Origin of the sequence: Stenotrophomonas sp. CFBP 13724 (assembly GCF_014841975.1) — a bacterium.
Classification (GTDB): Bacteria; Pseudomonadota; Gammaproteobacteria; order Xanthomonadales; family Xanthomonadaceae; genus Stenotrophomonas; species Stenotrophomonas lacuserhaii.
In genome coordinates this window covers 1-21,205 of sequence record NZ_JACYUW010000002.1, presented here as the reverse complement: position 1 = coordinate 21,205, position 21,205 = coordinate 1, and the positions used below count along the sequence as shown (strand labels likewise).

The window sequence follows — 21,205 nt, the reverse complement described above, 5'->3', positions numbered from 1 at the left end:
CATGGCTCGGCGCTACCAGGGCAGATAGCGCGATATGCGGGAAAAGCGTGACGACCAACGGTCGTCACCCACCAGGAGCAAGCTCTCACCCACCCACGGCAGATCAACGTGCGCCGGTAGTGACGGCCGCTGGCCGTCTCCCCCCTTCAGCCGTTACAGCCAGGGCAGGATCCAGTGGTCCACCAGCAGGAAAGCGAACAGCGCCATCAGGTAGACCACCGACCAGTTGAACATTTTCATCGAGAACAGTTCATCCGGCGGGTCCTGCATGCGCCAGGCGTACCAGAGGAATACGGCATTCAATACGATCGCCCCGCCCAGGTAGAACGGTCCGCTCATGCCAACCACGTAGGGCAGCACGCAGATGATCGCCAGCACGATCGAATACGCCAGGATCTGCTTGCGGGTGTGCACCACGCCGTGGGTAACCGGCAGCATCGGGATCTTCGCCTTGGCGTAGTCTTCGCGGCGGAAGATCGCCAGCGCCCAGAAGTGCGGCGGTGTCCAGATGAAGATGATCAGCACCAGCAGCGCCGAATACCACCAGTCCGCCGAGGTCTGCATCCCGGTGACCGCGGCCCAGCCGAGCATCGGCGGCATCGCGCCGGCCAGTCCGCCGATGACGATGTTCTGCGAGGTGGCACGCTTGAGGTAGACGGTGTAGATCACCGCATAGCCGATCAGCGAGGCGAAGGTGAGGATGGCGGTGATGACGTTGACCCACACCACCAGGATCGTCATCGACAGCACGATCAGCACGCCGGCAAAAGCCAGCACCTGCCACGGCTTGACCTTGCCGACCACCAGCGGGCGCCACGAGGTGCGCGCCATCTGCGCATCGATCTTGGCATCCAGCAGCTGGTTGATCGCCGCCGCGGCAGAGGCCGACAGCCAGATGCCGAGGAAGCCGAGCGCGCCCAGGCGCACCTGCTCCCAGCTGGGTACGCCGGGGATCGCGAGGACCATGCCGACCAGCGCGGTGAATATGATGAGGGCAACGACCTTGGGCTTGGTCAGGTCCCAGTACTGACGATAAGTGGCCATGGCGTCAGTCCGGTGCCCGCAGGCGGGCCAGCAGGCTGACCATCACGAACAGCAGCAGCACCGCCCCGCCGTTGTGCAGCACCGCCACCGGCAGCGGCAGTGCCATCTTGACGTTGGCGATGCCCAGGCTGATCTGTGCGATGAGGCCGATGATCAACGCCACGGCCCAGCCGCGCATGCTCGGCGTCCGGAACAAACGCACGCCCAGCCACAGCAGGTACGCCGCCACTACGATGGCGAACATGCGGTGGCCCATCTGGATGGCGATGCGCGAAGCGCCATCGAGGATGCCGCCTTCGTAATCCACGCCGATGCCGCGCCACAGGGTGAAGCCCTCGGCGAAGTTCTGCTGCGGCCACCACTGGTTGGCACAACGCGGGAAGTTGTCCAGCGACAGGCTGCCGCCACCACAGGCCAGCGCGGCGTAGTTGGCGCTGACCCAGCCGCCCAGTGCGATCTGCACGGTCAGCACGGCGACGCCGATGCGCAGCAGCCATTTCAGCTTCGGTGCTTCGGCCAGGGTGATCGGCAGGTGGGTCGCGCGCCAGGCCATCCAGGCCAGCATCGCGAACATCAGCATGCCGCCCAGCAGGTGGCCCATCACCACGATCGGCTTGAGCAGCCAGGTGACGGTCCACATGCCCAGCAGCGCCTGGAAGATCACCACGGCCAGGGTCAACACGGCGGCGCGTGCGAGGTCGCTGTTGCTCCAGCGGAACGCGGCAACCAGCAGGATCACCTCGCCGAGCAGCGCCAGCACGCTGGCGGTGGCATGCCAGCCCAGCATGTACAGCGGGATGCCCGCCGCCACCAGCACGCAGGCGGTGACTACCGCGGTGCTGCCGAAACGACGTCGACGCGTGGCCAGCAGGGCCAGGGCGAGGATCTCGATGCCGAGCGCGCCGGCCAGGAAGCGATGCACCTGCTCGCGCCACGCCTTGTGCGTTTCCAGCGGGCGGATGTCCGCGGCCGGATGGCCGATGGTCTCTTCCACGTGCTGCGGCCAGGTGGCCTGGCCATAGCAGGTCGGCCAGTCAGGGCAGCTCAGGCCGGCATCGGACAGGCGCACGAAGGCACCGAACAGGATGGTGCTCGCGGTCATGATCATCGCGAACCACGCCAGGCGGTGGAAATTACGCTGCAGCGCCGGACGCGCGGAAAGGCTCATCGAACAAGGCTCACTTCAGTTTCAGCAACGTGGACAGGTCCTTGCGCAGGCCACCAAGGTCGGTGCCGGGCGCATGGCGCATGATCACGAAGCCGTTCGGATCGACGATGTAGACCGGCACGCCGGCCGGGTCGTCGACACCGGGCAATGCAGCGCGCAGTGCCGGCGAAGGGGCCAGCGCGCGCAGTGCAGGGGTTCCAGCCAGGGGCGCCGGTGGCGTTCCCAGCCAAAGGATCTCCACATTATCGGCGTTATGGCCGAACAGCTGCCACACCTTGGCCAGTCCCTGCGACAAAGTGACGCACGGTTCGGCGCACGCGGCGGGAGGCGCGACCAGGATGCGCCAGATCTTTTCTTCGCCCTTCCAGGCATAGGGCGCGCCGCTGGCCAGCACGGGCGGCTGCAGGCGCAGGTCCACCGGGGGCTGCAACAGCTGGCCGACGTTCTTGTGGGCCGCCGGCTGCCAGCCGGAGAAGCGCAGCACCCCGGCCAGTGCCATCGCGCCGAAGAACAGGACAAACAGCAGCACCAGGGTGCGGCGACCCTTGGCGCGCGCGGTGTCCGGCGTTGACGAAGCAGCGTTCATGGGCCGTATTTTCTCATGTTGGGAAGGGGTGTGCCGGTGGGTTGTGGCGGGTTCGGTGGGTGACGACCGTTGCGCGTCACGCTTCTGCTCCGGGCAAGAGCGTGACGACCAACGGTCGTCACCCACCCAGGACGAGCGGTCGTCACCTACGGATTGACGGCCAGCGGCCGTCACTACCTCCGGCGGCGGCGCCATTCCAGCACCAGCGCCACCACCAGCACGGTCAGGGCCAGGCCGAACCATTGCACCGCGTAGCCCAGGTGGCGCTGCGGCGGCAGCGTGTTGGGCAGCAGGTCGAGGTCGCGCTCATCGCCGAACGGCAGCGCGGGATCCAGCCGCAGCACGCGTGTAGGCAGCTTGGGCAGGCCCAGCACCGGGGCCAGCGCATCGGCCTGCAGCCGGCTGGCCAGCCAGCGCTGTGGGCCCGCTGCGGTGACTGCAGGTCCCAGTGCCAGCCCGGGGGCAGGCGCGGGCGCCAGCAGGCCGCGTATCGCGATCGGCGAGGGCGGCGGCGGAACATCAGGCAGCGTGCGATCGGCCGGCAGCGGACGCCAGCCCAGGTCCACCAGCAGCACCACGCCATCATCGCTGCGAAACGGACGGTAGACCTTCACCCCGGCGCGGCCCTCGCGCATCTGGTTGTCCAGCAGCACCAGCCCCGACAGGAAGCGGCCGTGGTCGACGATGCCGTGCACGGGGCCGGCAGCGTCCAGCGCGCGCGACAGGGTAGTGGGAGGTTGCGCGGCCGCCACGGCCTGCGCCTGCAACAGCGCCTGCTTCTGCTGCATGCGCTGCAGCTGCCAGTAGCCGAGCAGGCAGAACACCGTCATCGCCACCAGGGCCAACACCCAGCCCAGCGACCGCGTGTGCCGTCGCATCATGACAAACGGCCGCAAACGCGGTCAGATAGGAGCATCCGCCCCGCCATCGAGCCGCGCATGAACGATTCGCTGAAGACCCTGCTGGTGATCGCGTTCCTCATCGTCATCGTCTGGAACCTGGGCGCCGGCCTGTACTACCTGCTGGTGGATCGGGGACAGACCAAGCGCACCGTCAATGCGCTGACCCGGCGCATCGCGGTTTCGGTGGCGCTGATCCTGCTGGTGGTCATCGGCATCTGGGGCGGCTGGATCCAGCCGCACGGCATCGCCCGCTGAAGCAGTCGTTACGTGGATCAAAGCACGTAGACGAACAGGAACAGCATCAGCCACACCACGTCGACGAAGTGCCAGTACCATGCCGCCGCTTCGAAGCCGAAATGGTTGTCGCGGGTGAAGTGGCCCTTGGCCGCGCGCAGCCACATCACGGCCAGCATGATCGTGCCCAGCAGCACGTGCGCGCCGTGGAAGCCGGTCAGCATGAAGAACGTGGAACCGTAGATGCCCGAGCCGAGGGTGAGGTTGAGCTCGGTGTAGGCGTGGATGTACTCCTCCGCCTGCAGGGTCAGGAACACCAGTCCCAGCACCACGGTGATGCCCAGCCAGGTCAGCAGCTGGCGGCGATGGCCGGCCTTCAGTGCGTGGTGGGCGATGGTCAGGGTGACGCCGGAGGTCAGCAGGATCAGCGTATTGATCAGCGGCAGGCCCCACGCCGGGATGGTCTGGAACTGGCCGCCGATCGCCGCTGGGCCGTTGGTCGGCCAGCCGGCCGAATAACCACCCCACAGCAGCTCGTTGGTCATCACCCCGTCGCCCTCGCCGCCCAGCCATGGCAGCCCCAGCGCACGGGTATAGAACAGCGCACCGAAGAACGCACCGAAGAACATCACTTCGGAGAAGATGAACCACACCATCCCCATCCGGAACGAACCATCCACCTGCTGGTTGTAGTGGCCGGCCTGCGACTCACGAACCACGTCGCTGAACCACCAGAACAGGGTCAGCACCAGCATCGCCAGCCCGGTGAAGAAACTCCACTTGCCCCATGTTGCGTCGTTGAGCCAACTGGCCACGCCGACCATGGTCACCATCATCGCGATGGAGCCGATGAACGGCCATCGGCTGTGGGTCGGCACGTAATACGCGTTGGCGTCGGAAGGAAGCTGGGCCATGGTCGTTGTCCGGTTCAGTGGCGCGCTCAGGGCGCGGCGTGCGCATCGGCCGGCACGCTGGCCGGTGCAAGGCGCGCGGAGAGCGCGTCGTTCTTGTAGAAGGTGTAGGACAGGGTGATGGTGCGGATCTCCGGCGGCAGCGAGGGATCAACGATGAAGCGCACCGGCATGTCGCGCTTCTCTCCGGCCTGCAGGGTCTGTGCGGTGAAGCAGAAGCATTCGGTCTTGCTGAAATAGCCCGAGGCGCGCGCCGGCGCCACCGACGGTACGGCGCTGCCGACGATGGCGACCTTGCCATCGTTGCGCGCGAAATACAGCGCTTCGTTGAGCTCGCCGGGCACCACGTCCATGGTCAGCTGTTCGGGATGGAAGGCCCACGGCAACTGCGAGTTCACTCCGCCATCGAACTCCACCCGCACGGTGCGCTTGCCGGCCGCGGCGCCGGCGCTGGCCTGTGCCCCGGGCCCGCGTTCCAGGCGCACGCCGAACACCTTTTCACAGGCGATGCGGTACAGCGGCACCAGCGAGAACGTCAGCAGGAACACCGCCACGGCCACGCCGATCAGGCGCGGCAGGCCGGCATGCCGGGACGGGGCGGTGGCCTGCGGGGCGTTCATCGGCCGATCACCCCGCTGAGGATGAAGCCGACATACACCGCCACCGCTACCGCGCCCACCCACACGGCGGTGCGGCGTGCGCGCTGGCGGCGCAGGGCGATGTCAGCCGATGATGGGTTCGCCTCATGCATGTCGCACCTCAGTGACTGATGTCATCGTGGGCCAGGTCGCCCGGGCGGATCACCGGCGGGGTGGTGAAGGTATGCGCCGGCGCCGGTGACGGCACCGTCCATTCCAGCCCGCGCGCGCCTTCCCAACTGCGCGCTTCGGCCTTTTCCCCGTTGCGCAGCGAGGCCAGCAGGATCGCGGCCATCATGAACGGGGTGGCGAACATGCCGAACGCACCGATCGAGCTGATCAGGTTCCAGTCGGCGAAGGCCACGCTGTAATCCGGGATGCGCCGCGGCATGCCGGCCAGGCCGAGGAAATGCTGGGGGAAGAACAGCAGGTTGACGAACACGATGGACCACCAGAAGTGGAACTTCGCCCATTTCTCGCTGTACATGCGGCCGGTCCACTTCGGCCACCAGTAGTACACCGCCGCGATCAGCGCGAACACCGCACCGGTGACCAGCACGTAGTGGAAATGCGCGACCACGAAGTAGGTGTCGTGGTACTGGAAATCAGCCGCGACGATGGCCAGCATCAGGCCGGAGAAACCGCCGATGGTGAACAGGATGACGAAGGCGACCGACCACAGCATCGGCGCTTCGAAAGTGAGCGAACCGCGCCACATGGTGCTGACCCAGTTGAACACCTTCACCCCGGTCGGGATGGAGATCAGCATGGTGGCGAACATGAAGTAGATCTCGCCACCCAGCGGCATGCCCACGGTGAACATGTGGTGGGCCCAGACGATGAACGACAGGAAGGCGATCGCCGCGGTGGCGTAGACCATCGCCTGGTAGCCGAACAGCGGCTTGCGGCTGAAGGTGGGGATGATTTCGCTGACCACGCCGAACGCCGGCAGGATCATGATGTACACCTCCGGGTGCCCGAAGAACCAGAAGATGTGCTGGAACATCACCGGGTCACCGCCACCGGCGGCGTTGAAGAAACTGGTGCCGAAGAACTTGTCGGTCAGCAGCATGGTGACCGCGCCGGCCAGCACCGGCATCACCGCGATCAGCAGGAAGGCGGTGATCAGCCAGGCCCAGCAGAAGATCGGCATCTTCAGCAGGTCGATGCCCGGCGCGCGCATGTTGAGCACGGTGGCGATGATGTTGATCGCGCCCATGATGGAACTGATGCCGGCCACGTGGATGGCGAATACGGTGAAGGCCACGTTGTAGCCGCCCTGCAGCGACAGCGGCGGGTACAGGGTCCAGCCACCGGCCGGTGCGCCACCGGGCAGGAACAGGGTCAGCAGCAGCATGCCGAAGGCCACCGGCAGCAGCCAGAACGACCAGTTGTTCATGCGCGGCAACGCCATGTCCGGCGCGCCGATCTGCAGTGGAATCATCCAGTTGGCCAGGCCGACGAAGGCCGGCATCACCCCACCGAAGATCATCACCAGCGCATGCATGGTGGTCATCTGGTTGAAGAATTCCGGCTTGACGAACTGCAGGCCGGGCTGTGCCAGCTCGGTGCGGATGACCACGCTCATTGCCGCGCCGATGATGAACATGACGAAGCTGAAAAGCAGGTACAGCGTGCCGATGTCCTTGTGGTTGGTGCTGAACAGCCAGCGCTGGAAAAAGCCCTGCGCATGACCGTGGTGTTCGTCGTGCCCAACTGCCGAGTGCGCCATTGCAAAACACCTCTCAGATCGATTTGTCACAGTGGCCGCGATGCGGCCACGGGCGGTTGGGTCAGGCGTCGGTGGTGGGCGCCGGGGCCGGTGCAGCAGCAGGCTCGGCCGGGGTGACCGGTTGCCGTGGCGCGGTGCCGTCGCCGGGCGGCGTGGCGGTCTCCGGCGCATTCGGCGTGGCAGGCGCGGCAGCAGGCGCCGGCTTCTTCTGCGCCAGCCACTGCTTGAAGTCTTCCTTGGACACCGCTTCGACCACGATCGGCATGAAGCCGTGGTCCTTGCCGCACAGTTCAGCGCACTGCCCGCGGTAGACGCCCGGGGTGTCGATGCTGGTCCAGGCCTCGTTGATGAAGCCCGGGATCGCGTCCTGCTTCCAGCCCAGCGCCGGCACCCACCAGGCGTGGATCACGTCGTCGGAGGTGATGACGAAGCGGACCTTGGTATCGACCGGCAGCACCAGCCGGTTGTCGACGTCGAGCAGGTAATGCGGATTGCTTTCGCGGGTGGGCACTTTGCCGCTCTGGCGCACGCGGTCGGACTCGCGGTCCAGCCGGCTGGTGAAGTCCACGCCCTCGCCCAGGTACTCATAGCGCCACATCCACTGGTAGCCGGTGACCTTGACGGTCATCTCGGCATCGCGGGTATCGTACATCTTGATCAGGTTGGCGGTGGCCGGCCAGGCCATCACCACCAGGATCACCACCGGGATCACTGTCCAGATGATTTCGGCCTTGGTGTTGTGGCTGAAGGTGGCGGCGACCGCGCCCTTGGACTTGCGGAACTTGAAGATGGCGTAGGCCATCGCACCGAACACGATCACGCCGATGACCGTGACCACGATCAGCGAGAGCATGTTCGATTCCCAGGCCAGTCGCGAGGTCTGGGTGACCCCCCGGCCCATGTTCAACTGCCATGGCTTGGGATCGGCGGACTGCGCCCATCCCATTGCCGGAAATGCCATTCCGGCCGCCACCGTGGCGATCCCGGACACACACCTGCCGCCCCACGCGCTGCTTTGCTTCATTGCCTAGACCCTTGACGTCATCGGTGACCGCCATCGCTGGCGGCGAGCAAGCTTTCAAGCTGGTCCCGGGCCTCAAGCGTCCGTGGGGGACACTGTCGCCGCTGCGTATTCAGATCCCCTGCAGCGCGTTCGGCGCCCTGATCCTGTCGCAGCCGCGTTCCTGCCGCGGGCTACGTCTCGATGGTAGCCCTGCCCTCTCAACACTTACAAGGTCCATTCACGGTAAATACGATGCTGCAGCACAGCAATGTGCCGTCGGCCGATTTGCCGAATTTGGCACATTTTTTCCTGAACGCTCGCATCCAGCTGAATCCTTTACGGGGCGGTGCTATCCGGAATGCTCAAAGGGGCCGGTGAGGGACTATCCGCAGGCCAAAAAATGATTAAAATCGCCAAGTTTTCCACTGGCCGGACCGGCATGAACGCACCTACTCTTTCGCCCGCTGCCCCCGGCTCCGCGCCGCCGGCCAACGTGCTGCTGTCGCCGGAACTGCCGGCATCTCCCTCCGCTTTCCGTCAGGCCATCACCGATGCCTGGTTGAAGGACGAGGCGGCCCACGTGACCGAACTGCTGGCACAGGCGCGCCTGCCGGCCGACGAACAGGCGCAGGTGCAGGCGCTGGCCGCCGACCTGGTGGCCCGCGTGCGCGTGCGCGCCAAGGACCAGGGCGCGATCGAAGCCTTCATGCGCCAGTACGACCTGGGCAGCGAGGAAGGCGTGCTGCTGATGTGCGTGGCCGAAGCGCTGCTGCGCATCCCGGACCAGGACACCGCCGACAAGCTGATCCGCGACAAGCTGGCCGATGCGGACTGGAAGAAGCACATGGGCGGCAGCGACTCGGTGCTGGTCAACGCCTCCACCTGGGGCCTGATGCTGACCGGCAAGCTGGTACAGATCAACGACCTCACCCGTGCCGACGTGCCGGGCGCGTTCAAGCGCCTGATGGGCCGCGTGGGCGAGCCGGTGATCCGCCTGGCCGTGCGCCAGGCGATGAAGATCATGGGCCATCAGTTCGTCATGGGCCGCACCATCGGCGAGGCGCTGGAGCGTTCGCACAAGGGTGACAACGCCAGCTACCGCTATTCGTTCGACATGCTCGGCGAAGGCGCGCTGACCATGAAGGATGCCCTGCGTTACCTGGAGGACTACCGCCGCGCGATCCATGCCATCGGCGGTGACCACAAGGCACGCGGCGGTCGCCCGGATGGCGACGTCAACAACGCCCCGGGCATCTCGATCAAGCTGTCCGCGCTGTACCCGCGCTACGAGCACGCCAAGCGCGCCCGCGTGCTGCACGACCTGGTGCCGGGCGTGCTGGAGCTGGCGCAGCTGGCGAAAAGCTACGGCATCGGCTGCACGGTGGACGCTGAAGAAGCCGACCGCCTGGAGCTGTCGCTGGACATCATCGATGCGGTGTTCTCCGATGCCTCGCTGACCGGCTGGGATGGCTTCGGCGTGGTGGTGCAGGCGTACCAGAAGCGCACCCCGTACACGATCGATTTCCTCGCCGACATGGCCCGCCGCAACGGCCGTCGCCTGCAGGTACGGCTGGTCAAGGGCGCGTACTGGGACGCGGAGATCAAGCGCGCGCAGATCGAAGGCTATCCGGGCTACCCGGTGTTCACCCGCAAGCAGAACACCGACGTGTCCTACCTGGCCTGCGCCAAGCGCCTGTTCGGCCATGGCGATGCGATCTATCCGATGTTCGCTACCCACAACGCGCACACCATCGCGGCGATCCGCAGCATCGCCAAGGGCGGTATGTACGAGCACCAGAAGCTGCACGGCATGGGCGATGACCTGTACGCCGAAGTGGTGCCGGCCGATCGCCTTGGCCTGCCGTGCCGCGTCTACGCGCCGGTCGGCTCGCACGAGGACCTGCTGCCTTACCTGGTGCGTCGCCTGCTGGAAAACGGCGCCAACTCCAGCTTCGTCAACCGCATCACCGACGACCGCGTGGCGATTGCCGAGCTGGTCCGCGATCCGGTGGAAATGGTGAGCTCGTTCGCCTCCATCCCGCACCCCAAGATCCCGCTGCCGGTCGACCTGCTGCGCAGCCAGAACCACCACAGGACCAATTCCATGGGCATCAACCTCGCCAACGACAACGCACTGCGCGACCTTGCCGGGCAGCTCAACAGTGCCGTGAAAGCATGGCATGCCACCCCGCTGGTGCCCGGTGCCAACCTGACCGGCCCGACGCTGCCGGTGACCAATCCGGCCGACAACCGCCAGGTGGTGGGCCAGTGGCAGGCGGCCGACGATGTGACCGTGCAGAAGGCCCTGACCAACGCGGTTGCAGCGCAGCCCGCCTGGAACCGTACCCCCGCTGCCAGCCGCGCGGCGATCCTGGAACACGCCGCCGACCAGCTGGAAGCACGCATCGCCGAGTTCATGGCGCTGTGCGTGAAGGAAGCCGGCAAGAGCCTGCCCGACGGCGTGGCCGAAGTGCGCGAGGCGGTCGACTTCCTGCGCTACTACGCCAAGCAGGCACGCGAGCAGTTCGCGCATGCTGAAAAGCTGCCCAGCCCGACCGGTGAATCCAACGAACTGCAGCTGCATGGCCGCGGCGTGTTCGTGTGCATCAGCCCGTGGAACTTCCCGCTGGCGATCTTCCTGGGCCAGGTCGCCGCGGCGCTGGCGGCGGGCAACAGCGTGATCGCCAAGCCGGCCGAACAGACCAACCTGATCGGCTACTACGCAGTGAAGCTGCTGCTGGATGCGGGCGTGCCGGAAGGCGTGCTGCAGTTCCTGCCGGGCGACGGTGCCACTGTCGGTGCGGCGTTGACCGCCGACCCGCGCGTGGCCGGCGTGGCCTTCACCGGTTCCACTGATACCGCCCGTGCGATCAATCGCGCGATGGCCGCACGCGATGCCGCGATCGGTGTGCTGATCGCCGAGACCGGCGGCCAGAACGCCTTCATCGCCGATTCGTCGGCGCTGCCGGAACAGCTGGTCAAGGATGCGATCGGTTCGGCGTTCACTTCGGCCGGCCAGCGTTGTTCGGCCGCGCGCGTGCTGTTCGTGCAGGACGACATCGCCGACAAGGTGATGACCATGCTGGCCGGCGCGATGAAGGAACTGAAGGTCGGCGACCCGGGCGAACTGTCCACCGACGTCGGCCCGGTGATCGATGCCGACGCGCTGCAGATCCTGCAGGACCATGCCGTGCGCATGGACGCCGAAGCCCGCCTGATCGCCGCCGCCACGCTCGGCGATGACGCCGCGCACGGCACCTTCTTCGCGCCGCGTGCGTACGAACTGAAGGACCTGGGCCAGTTGCACCGGGAAATCTTCGGACCGGTACTGCACGTGATCCGCTGGAAGGGCGACCAGCTGCAGGCGGTGATCGACCAGATCAACGCGACCGGTTACGGCCTGACCCTGGGCGTGCATTCGCGCATCGATGAGACCGTGGACCGCATCACCCACGGCATCCAGGTCGGCAACGTGTACGTCAACCGCAACCAGATCGGTGCGGTGGTGGGTGTGCAGCCGTTCGGTGGCCAGGGCCTGTCCGGCACCGGCCCGAAGGCGGGCGGCCCGCACTACCTGCTGCGTTTCGCCACCGAGAAAACCGTCACGGTGAACACCACCGCAGCCGGCGGCAACGCCTCGCTGCTTACGTTGGGCGATTGATTTTTTTCGCTGTGCTGCGGGTGTGGATTTCTGCGGCTGGGTGGTGCGGGTAGATTGCAGAGGACACGCCGCAAGTACGTCCCTGTAGGCTCGCTTTTCGCATCCATGCGAAAACACGGTCCCCTGCAACCTACCCGCCCCACCCCTGACAGCTTCCCGCGGCCGCCAGCGGGTTGGGAAGAAAAGAGCCGGGTTGTCGCGTGTGGCCTGGCGCCATCGGTAGCGCCGAGCCATGCTCGGCGGAAACCATCAGATCCCCTTTCTCCCCACATCCGCCGACCATGGGTCGGCCCTACCGAAGGTTCCATGGCCCCCATGGACCTGTCGAAGGGGGGGCGGGGTGGCTGTGCAGGACCGTCTTTTCGCATGGATGCGAAAAGCGAGCCTCCATGGACGGATTCACGGCGTGTCCTGCACAGCCACCCCGCCCCGCCAACAAACAGCCCTGCAGCTTTTGACGTTGACGTTGACGTTGACTGCGCTTCTGACCGTGCGCGCGTCAGCGCGCAGCCAGCATCAACCGCCGCCAGTGCAGCAGCGCGACGATCGCGTTGATCCAGTAGCCGACGTACAGCAGCGCCGTCAGCTGCAGGCCCCCTGCGTAGTAAAGCGGCACCGCCAGGGTGTTCACCAGCAACCACACCCACCAGCATTCCAGCTTGCGCCGCATCATCATCACCTGGCCGACCATGCTCAGCAGCAGGATGCCCGCGTCCACGTAAGGCGCCTGTCCGTCCGTATGGCGGCTCAGCATCCAGCCATAGCCCCACGTGCCCGCCACCACCAGTACGACCAGCCACGGCCACGCAGCGGCGCGCAGGCGGGTGATCGGCAGCGGCGCGCCCTGGTTGCCGCGCAGCCACTGCCACCAGCCCAGTGCACCGACGGCGATGAAGAACCCCTGCAGCGCCACCTGCCCGTACAACCGCGCCTGCAGGAACACCGCAGCGAACAGCAACCCGGCAATGATGCTCATCCACCAGCCATGCACGCTGTTGCGCCCGGCCAGCAGTATCGAGGCGGCCGCCGCGATGTTGGCGGCGATTTCAAGCTGGAACGCAGGGTCTGAAAAATCCATGGGCCATTGTAGTGCGCAAAGAAAAAGCCCCGCTTGCGCGGGGCTTTCCGGTCCTGCTGTCACACGTTGCCGCGTGGAATCAGAACTTGTACTGCATCGACGCCGCCAGCACGTCGCCGCGGACCTTGTACTTGCCGGTCAGCGAGTTGCCCTGGTTGTTGGTGCCCGGCTGCACGAACACGTTCGGATCGCTGGTCAGCAGGTGGGTGTAGCCGAAGTTGTATTCGACGTTGTCCGACGGGGCCCAGCCCAAGCCGATCGACAGCCACTTGCGGCTGGTATCCGGCACGCGCACGTCGCGGTGGGCGTCGGTGGTCGGGGTCTGGTCCAGGGCCACGCCGCCACGCAGGGTAACGGTGTCGCTCAGCTTGAAGTCGGTACCCAGCGACACGAAGGTGGTATCGCGGTAGCCGAATTCCAGCACCGAATCGGGCTGGGCCGAAGCGTAGTCGATGGTCACCTGGTCGAACGCGGTCGACCATGCAGTACGGGTGACATCACCCATCACGGTCCAGCGGTCGTTGATGTTGTGGGTCACGCTCAGCGTGGCCGACGCCGGCAGGGTCACCGTGGCCTTGCCGCTGGTGGTCACGAAGCGGCCCGGCTGGGCAACGGCCAGCACGGCAGCGGCGTTGGACGGCACGTCGAAGGTGGCGTCGCCGCCGGTGATCTTGTGCTCGACCTTGGAACGGTAGCTGATGCCGATGTGGGTGTTCTCATCCGGGCTGAACAGGCCACCGACGGTCCAGCCGACCGCGTTGTTGTCGCCTTCCACGGTCAGCTTGCCATCGGCGCTGCCCGGGGCGAAGCCCGGTACGCGGGACTGGGCCAGCGCGGTGCCGAAGTCGATGTTGTTGCTCAGTTCGATGGTCAGGTGCTCGACGAACACCGACGCGCCGAAGGACACATACGGGTTGACGTCATAGGACATCGCAAAGCCGAGGTCGATCGCCTTCAGGTCGGTCTTCAGGCCGCTGTAACGACCCACCCAGCCGTCGTCGTAGTCGGTCTTGAAGCCGAACGGTGCGGTCAGCGACACGCCGAAGTGGGCCTTTTCGCCGATCGGCATGTGGAAGTAACCGGCCGGGACCGGCGCGATCATGCCGGCGTCGCCGCCGTCACCACCGGTCTGCGGGGCGCCGGTCGGCTTGCGGCCGGCACCTTCGAACTCGGCCTTGAAGCTGATCGCGCTCAGGTCACCCTGGATCACGCGGCCATCGAGCTGGCGCATGCCAGCCGGGTTAGCGGCGATGATCGAGGCATCACCCTCGGCGCTGCCCGAACCAGCGAAGGCGCGGCCGAGGCCCTTGGCACTCTTTTCCGCCAGCTGGAACGCGGCTGCGTTCGCATCGGTGGCGGCCAGTACGCCGGCAATGCCGACGGCCAGCATCGTAATGCGGGCAAAAGTAGAAGCGGTTTGCATCGTTTTATCTCTCCGGAAAGCGGTTGTTTGCTCTGCATGCGCCTGCGTCCCGCTGGGGCCATGGCCCTGCGGGACGCGCCGGATTCCCCTCCCGACATACGACGCCGTATGCGAGTATTACCCAGACGTGTTAATGAAACAATAACAGATAGGGTGCATTGTCAGCTTGAAAACTGAATGCGCAGACCTCCGCCATCGGCTGTCGAGATACCCTAGCCCCCATGTTCCTGTCGCTGCCCTCCCGTCGCAAAGCCGCCTTCCGCTGGGCAACTCCGTTGTTGTTTGCGACCGTCTGGCTGGCGTTCCTGTGGTCGATCTCGCGTCCCCACGAAGCCCGCAACAGCCTGTGGATGGATTGGGGCGCCCTTTCAGCTGGCCTCATGCGGCCGCTGGACTGGTGGGCCACCCTGCAGGACGGCAGCGTGCTGCGGCTGTTCACCGCGCTGTTCCTGCATGCCGACTGGTCGCACCTGCTCGGCAACCTGGTGTTCCTGCTGATCTTCGGGCTACCGGCCGAGCGCGTGCTGGGGCCTTGGCGGCTGATCCTGCTGTTCCTGTTTGGCGGGGCGTTCTCCAACCTGGTGGCGATCTACACCATGGGCACGCCGGACCAGATCATCATCGGGGCAAGCGGCGCGGTATCGGCATTGATCGGGACCTACTTGGCGCTGTTCCCGGGCGCGCGGCTGGGGGTGGTGATTCCGTTGGGCCTGTTCCTGGAGTTCGTCCGCGCACCGGCCTACCTGCTGATCGGCTTCTGGGCGGTGCTGCAGGTGGTGTTTGCGCATATCGGCCCGAGCTTCGGCATGGTGGCCTGGTGGGCGCATATCGCCGGCTTCGGCTTCGGGGTGGTGTACGGCGTGTACGTGCGCGCCGCGATCGCCCGCCGGCTGCGCAAGCGCCAAGGCTTCTGACCCGCTTCCGGTAGTGACGGCCGCTGGCCGTCCTGCCTGGGTGGGTGACGACCGTTGGTCGTCACGCCTTTGCCGCGATCAGGGCTTGGTCGGCGGTTCCGTCGACTTGGCTTCCGGCTTGGCTTCCGGCTTCGCTGCGGCCTTGTCCGCTGCCGCCTTGGCCGCTTCGGCCTTCAACCGCGTGGCGACCGAACCCGGTGCCTTCAGCTCGGCCAGTGCGTCGTTGATCGGGCCGTCGCCCGGCAGTACGTCGCCGGCCTGGTAGCCTTCCTCGCCTTCGCCATCCCCATGCAGATGGCCCGGCAGGGTCGCTTCGCTGAAGTCGGACAGGCTCGCCGGCAGGGCGTCTTCGCCTTCCACCGGTGCCGGCTTGAGCTCCACTTCCGGCACGATTCCGGTCGCCTGGATCGACTTGCCGCTGGGGGTGAAATAACGCGCGGTGGTCAGCTTGACCGAATCGCCGTTGTCCAGCGGCAGCACGGTCTGCACCGAGCCCTTGCCGAAGGTCCGGCTGCCGATCACCCGCGCACGCTGGTTGTCGCGCAGGGCGCCGGCCAGCACTTCCGATGCGCTGGCCGAACCGGCGTCCACCAGCACCACCACCGGAGCGCCCTTCAACAGGTCGCCAGGCGTGGCATCGAAGCGCGCATCGCTGATGCTTATGCGGCCGCGCGTGCTGACGATGTTGCCTTTCTCGATCAGGTCGTCGGCCACCTGCACCGCGGCGGTCAGCAGGCCACCGGGATTGCTGCGCAGGTCCAGCACCAGGCCCTTGAGCTGGCCACCGGCCTGCTTGGACAACTGGCGCGCATGCTTCTGGAAGTCGGCCGCGGTATCGGCCTGGAAGGTGCTCAGGCGGATGTAGCCGTACCCCGGTTCCAGCATGCGGCTGCGCACGCTGGTCACGCGGATGGTTTCGCGCGCCAGGCTGACATCGAACGGCTTGGGCTTGCCGTCGCGCACGATGGTCAACACCACCTTGCTGCCGGCCGGGCCACGCAGCGGTTCGCTGGCCTGGATGGCGCTGATCGGCTTGCCGTCGATGGCGATGATCAGGTCGCCGGCGAGGATGCCGGCGCGTGCGGCCGGGGTATCGTCGATCGGCGAGATGATCTTCAGGCTGGCATTGTCCGGCTGCTGCTGCAGCTCCACGCCGATGCCTTCGTAAGCGCCGTTGGCCTGCTCGTCGAAGGCTTCGGCGTCTTCCTTGTCGAAGTAGGTGCTGTGCGGATCCAGGTCCAGCAGCAGGCCGCGCACCGCGTCCTGCATCAGCTTCTTGTCGTCGACCGGGTCCACGTAGGCCGCTCGCACCGCGTTGTACACCCCCACGAAGCGCCGGATTTCCTCCAGCGGCACTTTCGACGTAGCCGCTTCTTCATTGCTTGCCGCGGTGGACGGCTTGGCGTCGGCGGGGACTTCGGCAGGGGCGGCCGCGGCGGGTTCGGCCTGCTGGGCCAGCGCCAGGGAAGGCATCATGGCCAGCAGCAGGGTGGCGGTTCGGGCTACACGCATGAAGCACTCCTGGGGTCGAATTCGAATGCTCCGGTGAAGTGCGCGCACGACCGATGCAGGTCCCGATTATGCGTCAGGTACCGGTAAATTCCCGTTGAATGTACGGCGACCTCGCGCGCGACGGTTCAGCGACGCTGCAACCAGCTGTCCGGGTTCACCGGCTGGCCGCCGCGGCGCAGTTCGAAGTACAGCGCGGTGACGCCCTGCCCGCCAGAATTGCCGACCTTGGCCAGCGGATCGCCCCGCTTCACCGCAGCGCCGGCATCCTTGAGCAGGGTGTCGTTGTGCGCGTACAGGCTCATGTAGCCATTGCCGTGGTCCACGATCAGGATCATGCCGTAGCCGGTCATCCAGTCGGAGAACACCACGGTGCCATCGGCCACGGCGGTGACCGTGCTACCGGCCGCAGCGCCGATCAGCACACCGCTGCTGGTGCGCCCGTCAGGCAGCTTGCCGCCGTAGCGGGCCAGCAGGTTGCCGGTCAACGGCCAGCCCAGGCCCCCCACCCGCGGTGCCGGTGCGGCGGCGGCCACCGGCGGCACCTTGGTGGCGCGCGGCGGCGGCGGCGGACGGCCTTCGGCCACCGCACGATCTGCGGCGGCCTTTTCTGCGGCCTTTTCCGCAGCGCGTTCGGCTGCCGCGCGCCGGGCGGCGGCGCGTCGCTCGGCTTCAGCGCGTGCGGCGGCGGCACGCAGGTTGGCCAGCAGGGTTTCCAGCGCCTTCGCATCCTGGCCCAGGGCCTTTTCGCGTTCGCTGCGGTCCTTGAACTGTTGGTCCAGCGCGGCGACGGCCTGCTCGCGCTGGCGACGGTCGCTGGCCAGCGCGGTGGCCTGCTGCATCTGCTGCTGGCGGGTGGACTGCAGCTGCTGCTGGCGTTGCCCGATCTGCGCCTGCAGCGTGTCCAGTTCCTTCAGGTCACTGGTGATGTCATGGATGCGCTGGCTGCGCTCGCGCTGCAGGTAGCGGTGGTAGGCCAGCGAGCGGTTGCCGTCGGCCACGGTGTCCTGTGACAGCAGCAGCTTCAACGGCGCGTGGTTGCCCAGCCGGTAGGCTCCGTTGAGCAGGCCGGCCAGTTCCGTGCGCTGCTTCTGCAGCCCACCCTGCAGCGCAACGCGGCGTTTTTCCAGGTCGGCCAGGGCGGTGTTCTGCTCCTGCAGTGCCGCTTCGGTCTCTGCCAGGGTGCGGCCGGTGCGCGCAACTTTTTCGTCCATCTCACGCAGCTGCCGGCTGGCCTGGCCGCGCTGGTTGTCCAGCTGCCTGCGCTCCTGCGCAACGCCCTTCAGTTCGGTACGCAGCTTCTGCAGCTTGCGCTCTGCTTCGCGGGTGGACTGGGCACCGGCGGGCAGCGCCGGCAGCAGGGCAGCGGCGAGGGCCAGCAGCACCCCGCCCGCCAGCACGGGCCAGCGGGTGTTAGCGATGCGTGAGGGAAAAGCAGTGTCGCGCAAGGGCGTTCCAGTGACTTCAGGCAGATGCGGTTTCCAAGGCAACATGGTGACATCTTTGCCGGGCGGCCGGCCAGCCGCATGTGACTGACAAGGAACCTCTCATGAAAGCCCCATCCCTGACCCTGGCGCTCGCTTTCGCACTCGCCGCGGCCGCCAGTCCGGCCGTGGCACAGGAAGACATCAGCAAGGTCAACGGCAGCATCAGCGCCGAACCGGGCCAGCGCTACGGTGACCTGGATACGGTCAACGGCAGCATCCGGGTAGACGACGGCGTGGAAACCGGCGACATCGAAACCGTCAACGGCAGCATCAAGGTCGGCGACGGCGCGCGCACCGGCAGCATTTCCACCGTCAACGGCGGCGTGCGGCTGGCGGGCGGGGTGATCGCACGCGGCAACGTGGAGACGGTCAACGGCAGCATCTTCGCCGACCGCCGCAGCCAGATCGAGGGCAGCGTGGAGACCGTCAACGGTGGCATCGGCCTGGTCGAAACCCGGCTTGCCGGTGACATCGAGACCGTCAACGGAGACGTCACCGTCGGCGTCGGTTCGGTGGTCAACGGAGGTATCCACATCAAGAAGCCCAGCTTCAGCATTTCGCTGACGCCGAACCGCAAGCCGCGGGTGATCATCGGCCCCAATGCGGTGGTCAACGGCGCGCTGCAGTTCGAACGCGAGGTGGTGCTGTACGTGCACCGCAGTGCCAAGACCGGCACGGTGACCGGCGCCACCCCGGTGGCGTTCGACACCGATACCGCCCCGGAAAACTGATTCCATGCCAGGCCTGCGCCTGCAGGCCGGCTCCCCTCCCTGCAGGACCTGATGATGCCCCGTAAATTACTGCTCTGCCTCGCCCTCTCCGCGGCACTGACCGCCTGCAAGGGCGAAGACGCCGCTCCGGCGGCCACCGCCCCGGCCGCCGACGCCAGCCCCGCCACCGCGCCGGCCAGCACCCATGCGTTCTCTCCTGAGATCAACGCCGCTGACTTCGCCGAACTGGTCAAGACGCTGGCCTCGGACGAATTCGAGGGCCGCGCGCCCGGCAGCAAGGGCGAAGAACTGACCGTCAACTACATCCGCGACCAGATGCAGCGGATCGGCCTGCAGCCCGGCAACGGCGACAGCTGGTTCCAGGACGTGGCGATGACCGAGACCACGGCCGACGAAACCACCTCGCTGAAGATCGACCAGGCAGGCAAGGCCAGCGAGCTGAAGTTCGGCACCGACATGGTGGTAGGCACCCGCACCGGTCAGACCGAAGTGAAGGTGGACGGCAGTGACATCGTGTTCGTGGGCTACGGCGTGGACGCTCCGGAGCAGCAGTGGAACGACTACGCCGGACAGGACTGGAAGGGCAAGACGGTAGTGATGTTCGTCAACGATCCGGGCTTCCATGTCGACGATGCGAAGCTGTTCGATGGCAAGCGCATGACCTATTACGGCCGCTGGACGTACAAGTTCGAAGAAGCCGCGCGCAAGGGCGCGGCCGCCGCGCTGATCGTGCACGACACCGCGGGCGCGTCGTATGGCTGGGACGTGGTCAAGAATTCCTGGGCCGGCCCGCAGTACGACCTGCCGGCCAAGAATGATCCGGAAGCCCGCCTGCCGGTGCAGGGCTGGCTGAGTGCCGATGCCGCCAAGGCGCTGTTTGCCGGTGCCGGGCTGGACTTGGCGCAGGCCTACAAGGATGCCAACAAGCGCGGCTTCAAGCCGGTGCCGCTGAACGCCAAGCTGTCGGTGGACCTGAAGAGCACCACCGCCGAGAAGACGTCCCGCAACGTGGTGGGCGTGCTGCCGGGCAGCAGCCGCGCTGATGAAGCCGTGCTCTACATGGCGCACTGGGACCACCTGGGCAAGCATGAGGGTGAAGCGGACGACAACATCTACAACGGTGCGGTGGACAACGCCACCGGCGTGGCCGGCATCCTGGAAGTGGCCGACGCGATGATGCACCAGGATCCGAAGCCGGCCCGTTCGGCGGTGTTCCTGGCGGTAACGCTGGAAGAATCGGGCCTGCTGGGCTCCAAGTACTACGTGGCCCATCCGACCTTCCCGCTGGACAAGATCGCCGGTGTGATCAACATCGATGCGATGTCGGTGGCCGGCCGTGCCAAGGACATGACGGTGACCGGTTTCGGTAGTTCCGAGCTGGAAGACATCCTCAAGCCGCTGGCCGTAGCGCAGGGGCGGACGCTGCATGGTGAGTCGGCAGTGCAGAGCGGGTTCTACTTCCGTTCCGATCACTTCAACTTCGCCAAGGCGGGTGTGCCGGCGCTGTATGCCGATGGCGGCGAAGACCTGCTGGAAGGCGGCGTGGAAGCGGGCCGCAAGGCCGGTGAAGACTACGGCCGCAATCGTTACCACGGCCCGAAGGATGAGTTCGACGCGGCGACCTGGAAGCTGGACGGCACCATCGAAGACCTGCAGTTGCTGCACGGTGTGGGCAAGGAACTGGCCGCCGGTGATCGCTGGCCGAACTGGTACGAAGGCAACCCGTTCAAGGCGGCGCGCGACGAAATGATGAAGGGCAAGGCCGCTCCGGCAGGCAAGTAAGCGCCGGGTTGGCTGATGTGTATCGCCGGCGCCCTTCGGGGCGCCGTTTTTTTGTGCGTGTCTGACGGCCGGCGGCCGTCACTACCGGGCGTGCGTACCGGGCATGAAAAAACCCCGCTGCGTGAGCAGCGGGGTTTCTGGTTTGAACCCTGGCGATGACCTACTCTCGCATGGCTTGAGCCACACTACCATCGGCGCAGCTGCGTTTCACTTCCGAGTTCGGGATGGGATCGGGTGGTTCCACAGCGCTGATTTCACCAGGGAGACGTTGGGAGCAGCGCATATGCGCCAGCTCACGTTGTTGCCCTTGGGCGGCAGGCACGAAAAGCAGGTGCCTGCAAAAAAAAGAAAAACCCCGCTGCGTGAGCAGCGGGGTTTTTGGGTATAAACCCTGGCGATGAC

19 protein-coding genes and 1 rRNA gene are annotated in these 21,205 nt (G+C 66.4%); 6 read left to right on the top strand and 14 right to left on the bottom strand.

The features are described from left to right. Positions 1 to 153: 153 nt before the first annotated feature. The 4 genes from cyoE to IFT63_RS11130 form a co-directional block, all read right to left on the bottom strand. The gene (cyoE, locus tag IFT63_RS11145) at positions 154 to 1,044 is read right to left on the bottom strand and encodes a heme o synthase (protein WP_192084219.1); all 891 of its coding nucleotides are present in this window, start codon (positions 1,042 to 1,044) and stop codon (positions 154 to 156) included. A gap of 4 nt (positions 1,045 to 1,048) precedes the next feature. After that, positions 1,049 to 2,212 carry a COX15/CtaA family protein gene (locus tag IFT63_RS11140; protein WP_042611975.1) on the bottom strand — a complete coding sequence of 388 codons (1,164 nt, stop codon included), beginning with the start codon at positions 2,210 to 2,212 and terminating at the stop codon, positions 1,049 to 1,051. 10 nt (positions 2,213 to 2,222) lie between these two features. After that, positions 2,223 to 2,798 carry a hypothetical protein gene (locus IFT63_RS11135; protein ID WP_192084218.1) on the bottom strand — a complete coding sequence of 192 codons (576 nt, stop codon included), beginning with the start codon at positions 2,796 to 2,798 and terminating at the stop codon, positions 2,223 to 2,225. 173 nt (positions 2,799 to 2,971) lie between these two features. Next, positions 2,972 to 3,679 (bottom strand): SURF1 family protein, encoded by a 708-nt coding sequence (locus tag IFT63_RS11130; RefSeq protein WP_192084217.1) that lies wholly within the window; start codon positions 3,677 to 3,679, stop codon positions 2,972 to 2,974. 57 nt (positions 3,680 to 3,736) lie between these two features. Here IFT63_RS11130 and IFT63_RS11125 point away from each other — a divergent pair, with 57 nt between their 5' ends. Continuing rightward, positions 3,737 to 3,955: a twin transmembrane helix small protein gene (locus IFT63_RS11125; RefSeq protein WP_042611977.1), complete on the top strand. Its 219-nt coding sequence runs from the start codon at positions 3,737 to 3,739 to the stop codon at positions 3,953 to 3,955. Positions 3,956 to 3,972: 17 nt separating this feature from the next. Here the strand turns inward: IFT63_RS11125 and IFT63_RS11120 are convergent, their stop codons facing one another. From IFT63_RS11120 to coxB, 5 genes are all read right to left on the bottom strand, one after another. Then, a complete protein-coding gene (locus tag IFT63_RS11120; RefSeq protein ID WP_042611978.1) occupies positions 3,973 to 4,848 on the bottom strand; it encodes a cytochrome c oxidase subunit 3 in 876 nt (291 codons plus the stop codon). A gap of 26 nt (positions 4,849 to 4,874) precedes the next feature. Then, positions 4,875 to 5,465: a cytochrome c oxidase assembly protein gene (locus tag IFT63_RS11115; protein WP_042611979.1), complete on the bottom strand. Its 591-nt coding sequence runs from the start codon at positions 5,463 to 5,465 to the stop codon at positions 4,875 to 4,877. Next, positions 5,462 to 5,596 carry a hypothetical protein gene (locus tag IFT63_RS17690; RefSeq protein WP_274602604.1) on the bottom strand — a complete coding sequence of 45 codons (135 nt, stop codon included), beginning with the start codon at positions 5,594 to 5,596 and terminating at the stop codon, positions 5,462 to 5,464. The genes IFT63_RS11115 and IFT63_RS17690 overlap by 4 nt, the downstream gene beginning before the upstream one ends. 8 nt (positions 5,597 to 5,604) lie before the next feature. Next, on the bottom strand, positions 5,605 to 7,215 hold the full coding sequence (gene ctaD, locus IFT63_RS11110; protein ID WP_042611980.1) for a cytochrome c oxidase subunit I: 1,611 nt from the start codon (positions 7,213 to 7,215) through the stop codon (positions 5,605 to 5,607). A gap of 61 nt (positions 7,216 to 7,276) precedes the next feature. Further along, positions 7,277 to 8,239, bottom strand: a complete 963-nt coding sequence (coxB, locus tag IFT63_RS11105) for a cytochrome c oxidase subunit II (RefSeq protein ID WP_042611981.1) — start codon at positions 8,237 to 8,239, stop codon at positions 7,277 to 7,279. Between the two features lie 23 nt (positions 8,240 to 8,262). On the opposite strand from coxB, the gene IFT63_RS11100 reads away from it, so the two are divergent. Beyond that, positions 8,263 to 8,622 carry a hypothetical protein gene (locus IFT63_RS11100; RefSeq protein ID WP_192084216.1) on the top strand — a complete coding sequence of 120 codons (360 nt, stop codon included), beginning with the start codon at positions 8,263 to 8,265 and terminating at the stop codon, positions 8,620 to 8,622. A 35-nt stretch (positions 8,623 to 8,657) separates the two neighbouring features. Next, complete coding sequence (gene putA / locus IFT63_RS11095) at positions 8,658 to 11,879, top strand: bifunctional proline dehydrogenase/L-glutamate gamma-semialdehyde dehydrogenase PutA (protein ID WP_192084215.1); 3,222 nt, start codon at positions 8,658 to 8,660, stop codon at positions 11,877 to 11,879. A gap of 499 nt (positions 11,880 to 12,378) precedes the next feature. Here the strand turns inward: putA and pnuC are convergent, their stop codons facing one another. Next, positions 12,379 to 12,957: a nicotinamide riboside transporter PnuC gene (pnuC, locus tag IFT63_RS11090; protein ID WP_192084214.1), complete on the bottom strand. Its 579-nt coding sequence runs from the start codon at positions 12,955 to 12,957 to the stop codon at positions 12,379 to 12,381. Between the two features lie 79 nt (positions 12,958 to 13,036). After that, positions 13,037 to 14,380 (bottom strand): outer membrane protein transport protein, encoded by a 1,344-nt coding sequence (locus tag IFT63_RS11085; RefSeq protein ID WP_042615362.1) that lies wholly within the window; start codon positions 14,378 to 14,380, stop codon positions 13,037 to 13,039. A 221-nt stretch (positions 14,381 to 14,601) separates the two neighbouring features. Here IFT63_RS11085 and IFT63_RS11080 point away from each other — a divergent pair, with 221 nt between their 5' ends. Next, positions 14,602 to 15,294 carry a rhomboid family intramembrane serine protease gene (locus IFT63_RS11080; RefSeq protein WP_042615361.1) on the top strand — a complete coding sequence of 231 codons (693 nt, stop codon included), beginning with the start codon at positions 14,602 to 14,604 and terminating at the stop codon, positions 15,292 to 15,294. Between the two features lie 78 nt (positions 15,295 to 15,372). Here IFT63_RS11080 and IFT63_RS11075 read toward each other — a convergent pair whose 3' ends face one another. Next, a complete protein-coding gene (locus IFT63_RS11075) occupies positions 15,373 to 16,806 on the bottom strand; it encodes a S41 family peptidase (RefSeq protein WP_192084213.1) in 1,434 nt (477 codons plus the stop codon). Between the two features lie 125 nt (positions 16,807 to 16,931). Then, positions 16,932 to 18,251 carry a peptidoglycan DD-metalloendopeptidase family protein gene (locus IFT63_RS11070; protein WP_249404452.1) on the bottom strand — a complete coding sequence of 440 codons (1,320 nt, stop codon included), beginning with the start codon at positions 18,249 to 18,251 and terminating at the stop codon, positions 16,932 to 16,934. Between the two features lie 101 nt (positions 18,252 to 18,352). Here IFT63_RS11070 and IFT63_RS11065 point away from each other — a divergent pair, with 101 nt between their 5' ends. Both IFT63_RS11065 and IFT63_RS11060 read left to right on the top strand, forming a co-directional pair. Next, positions 18,353 to 19,021 (top strand): hypothetical protein, encoded by a 669-nt coding sequence (locus IFT63_RS11065; protein WP_249404451.1) that lies wholly within the window; start codon positions 18,353 to 18,355, stop codon positions 19,019 to 19,021. Between the two features lie 54 nt (positions 19,022 to 19,075). Continuing rightward, positions 19,076 to 20,803, top strand: coding sequence for a M28 family metallopeptidase (locus IFT63_RS11060; protein WP_042615357.1), 1,728 nt, complete (start codon positions 19,076 to 19,078; stop codon positions 20,801 to 20,803). A 147-nt stretch (positions 20,804 to 20,950) separates the two neighbouring features. On the opposite strand, the gene rrf is transcribed toward IFT63_RS11060, so the two are convergent. Continuing rightward, positions 20,951 to 21,065, bottom strand: a 5S ribosomal RNA gene (gene rrf, locus IFT63_RS11055). Positions 21,066 to 21,205: the final 140 nt, after the last annotated feature.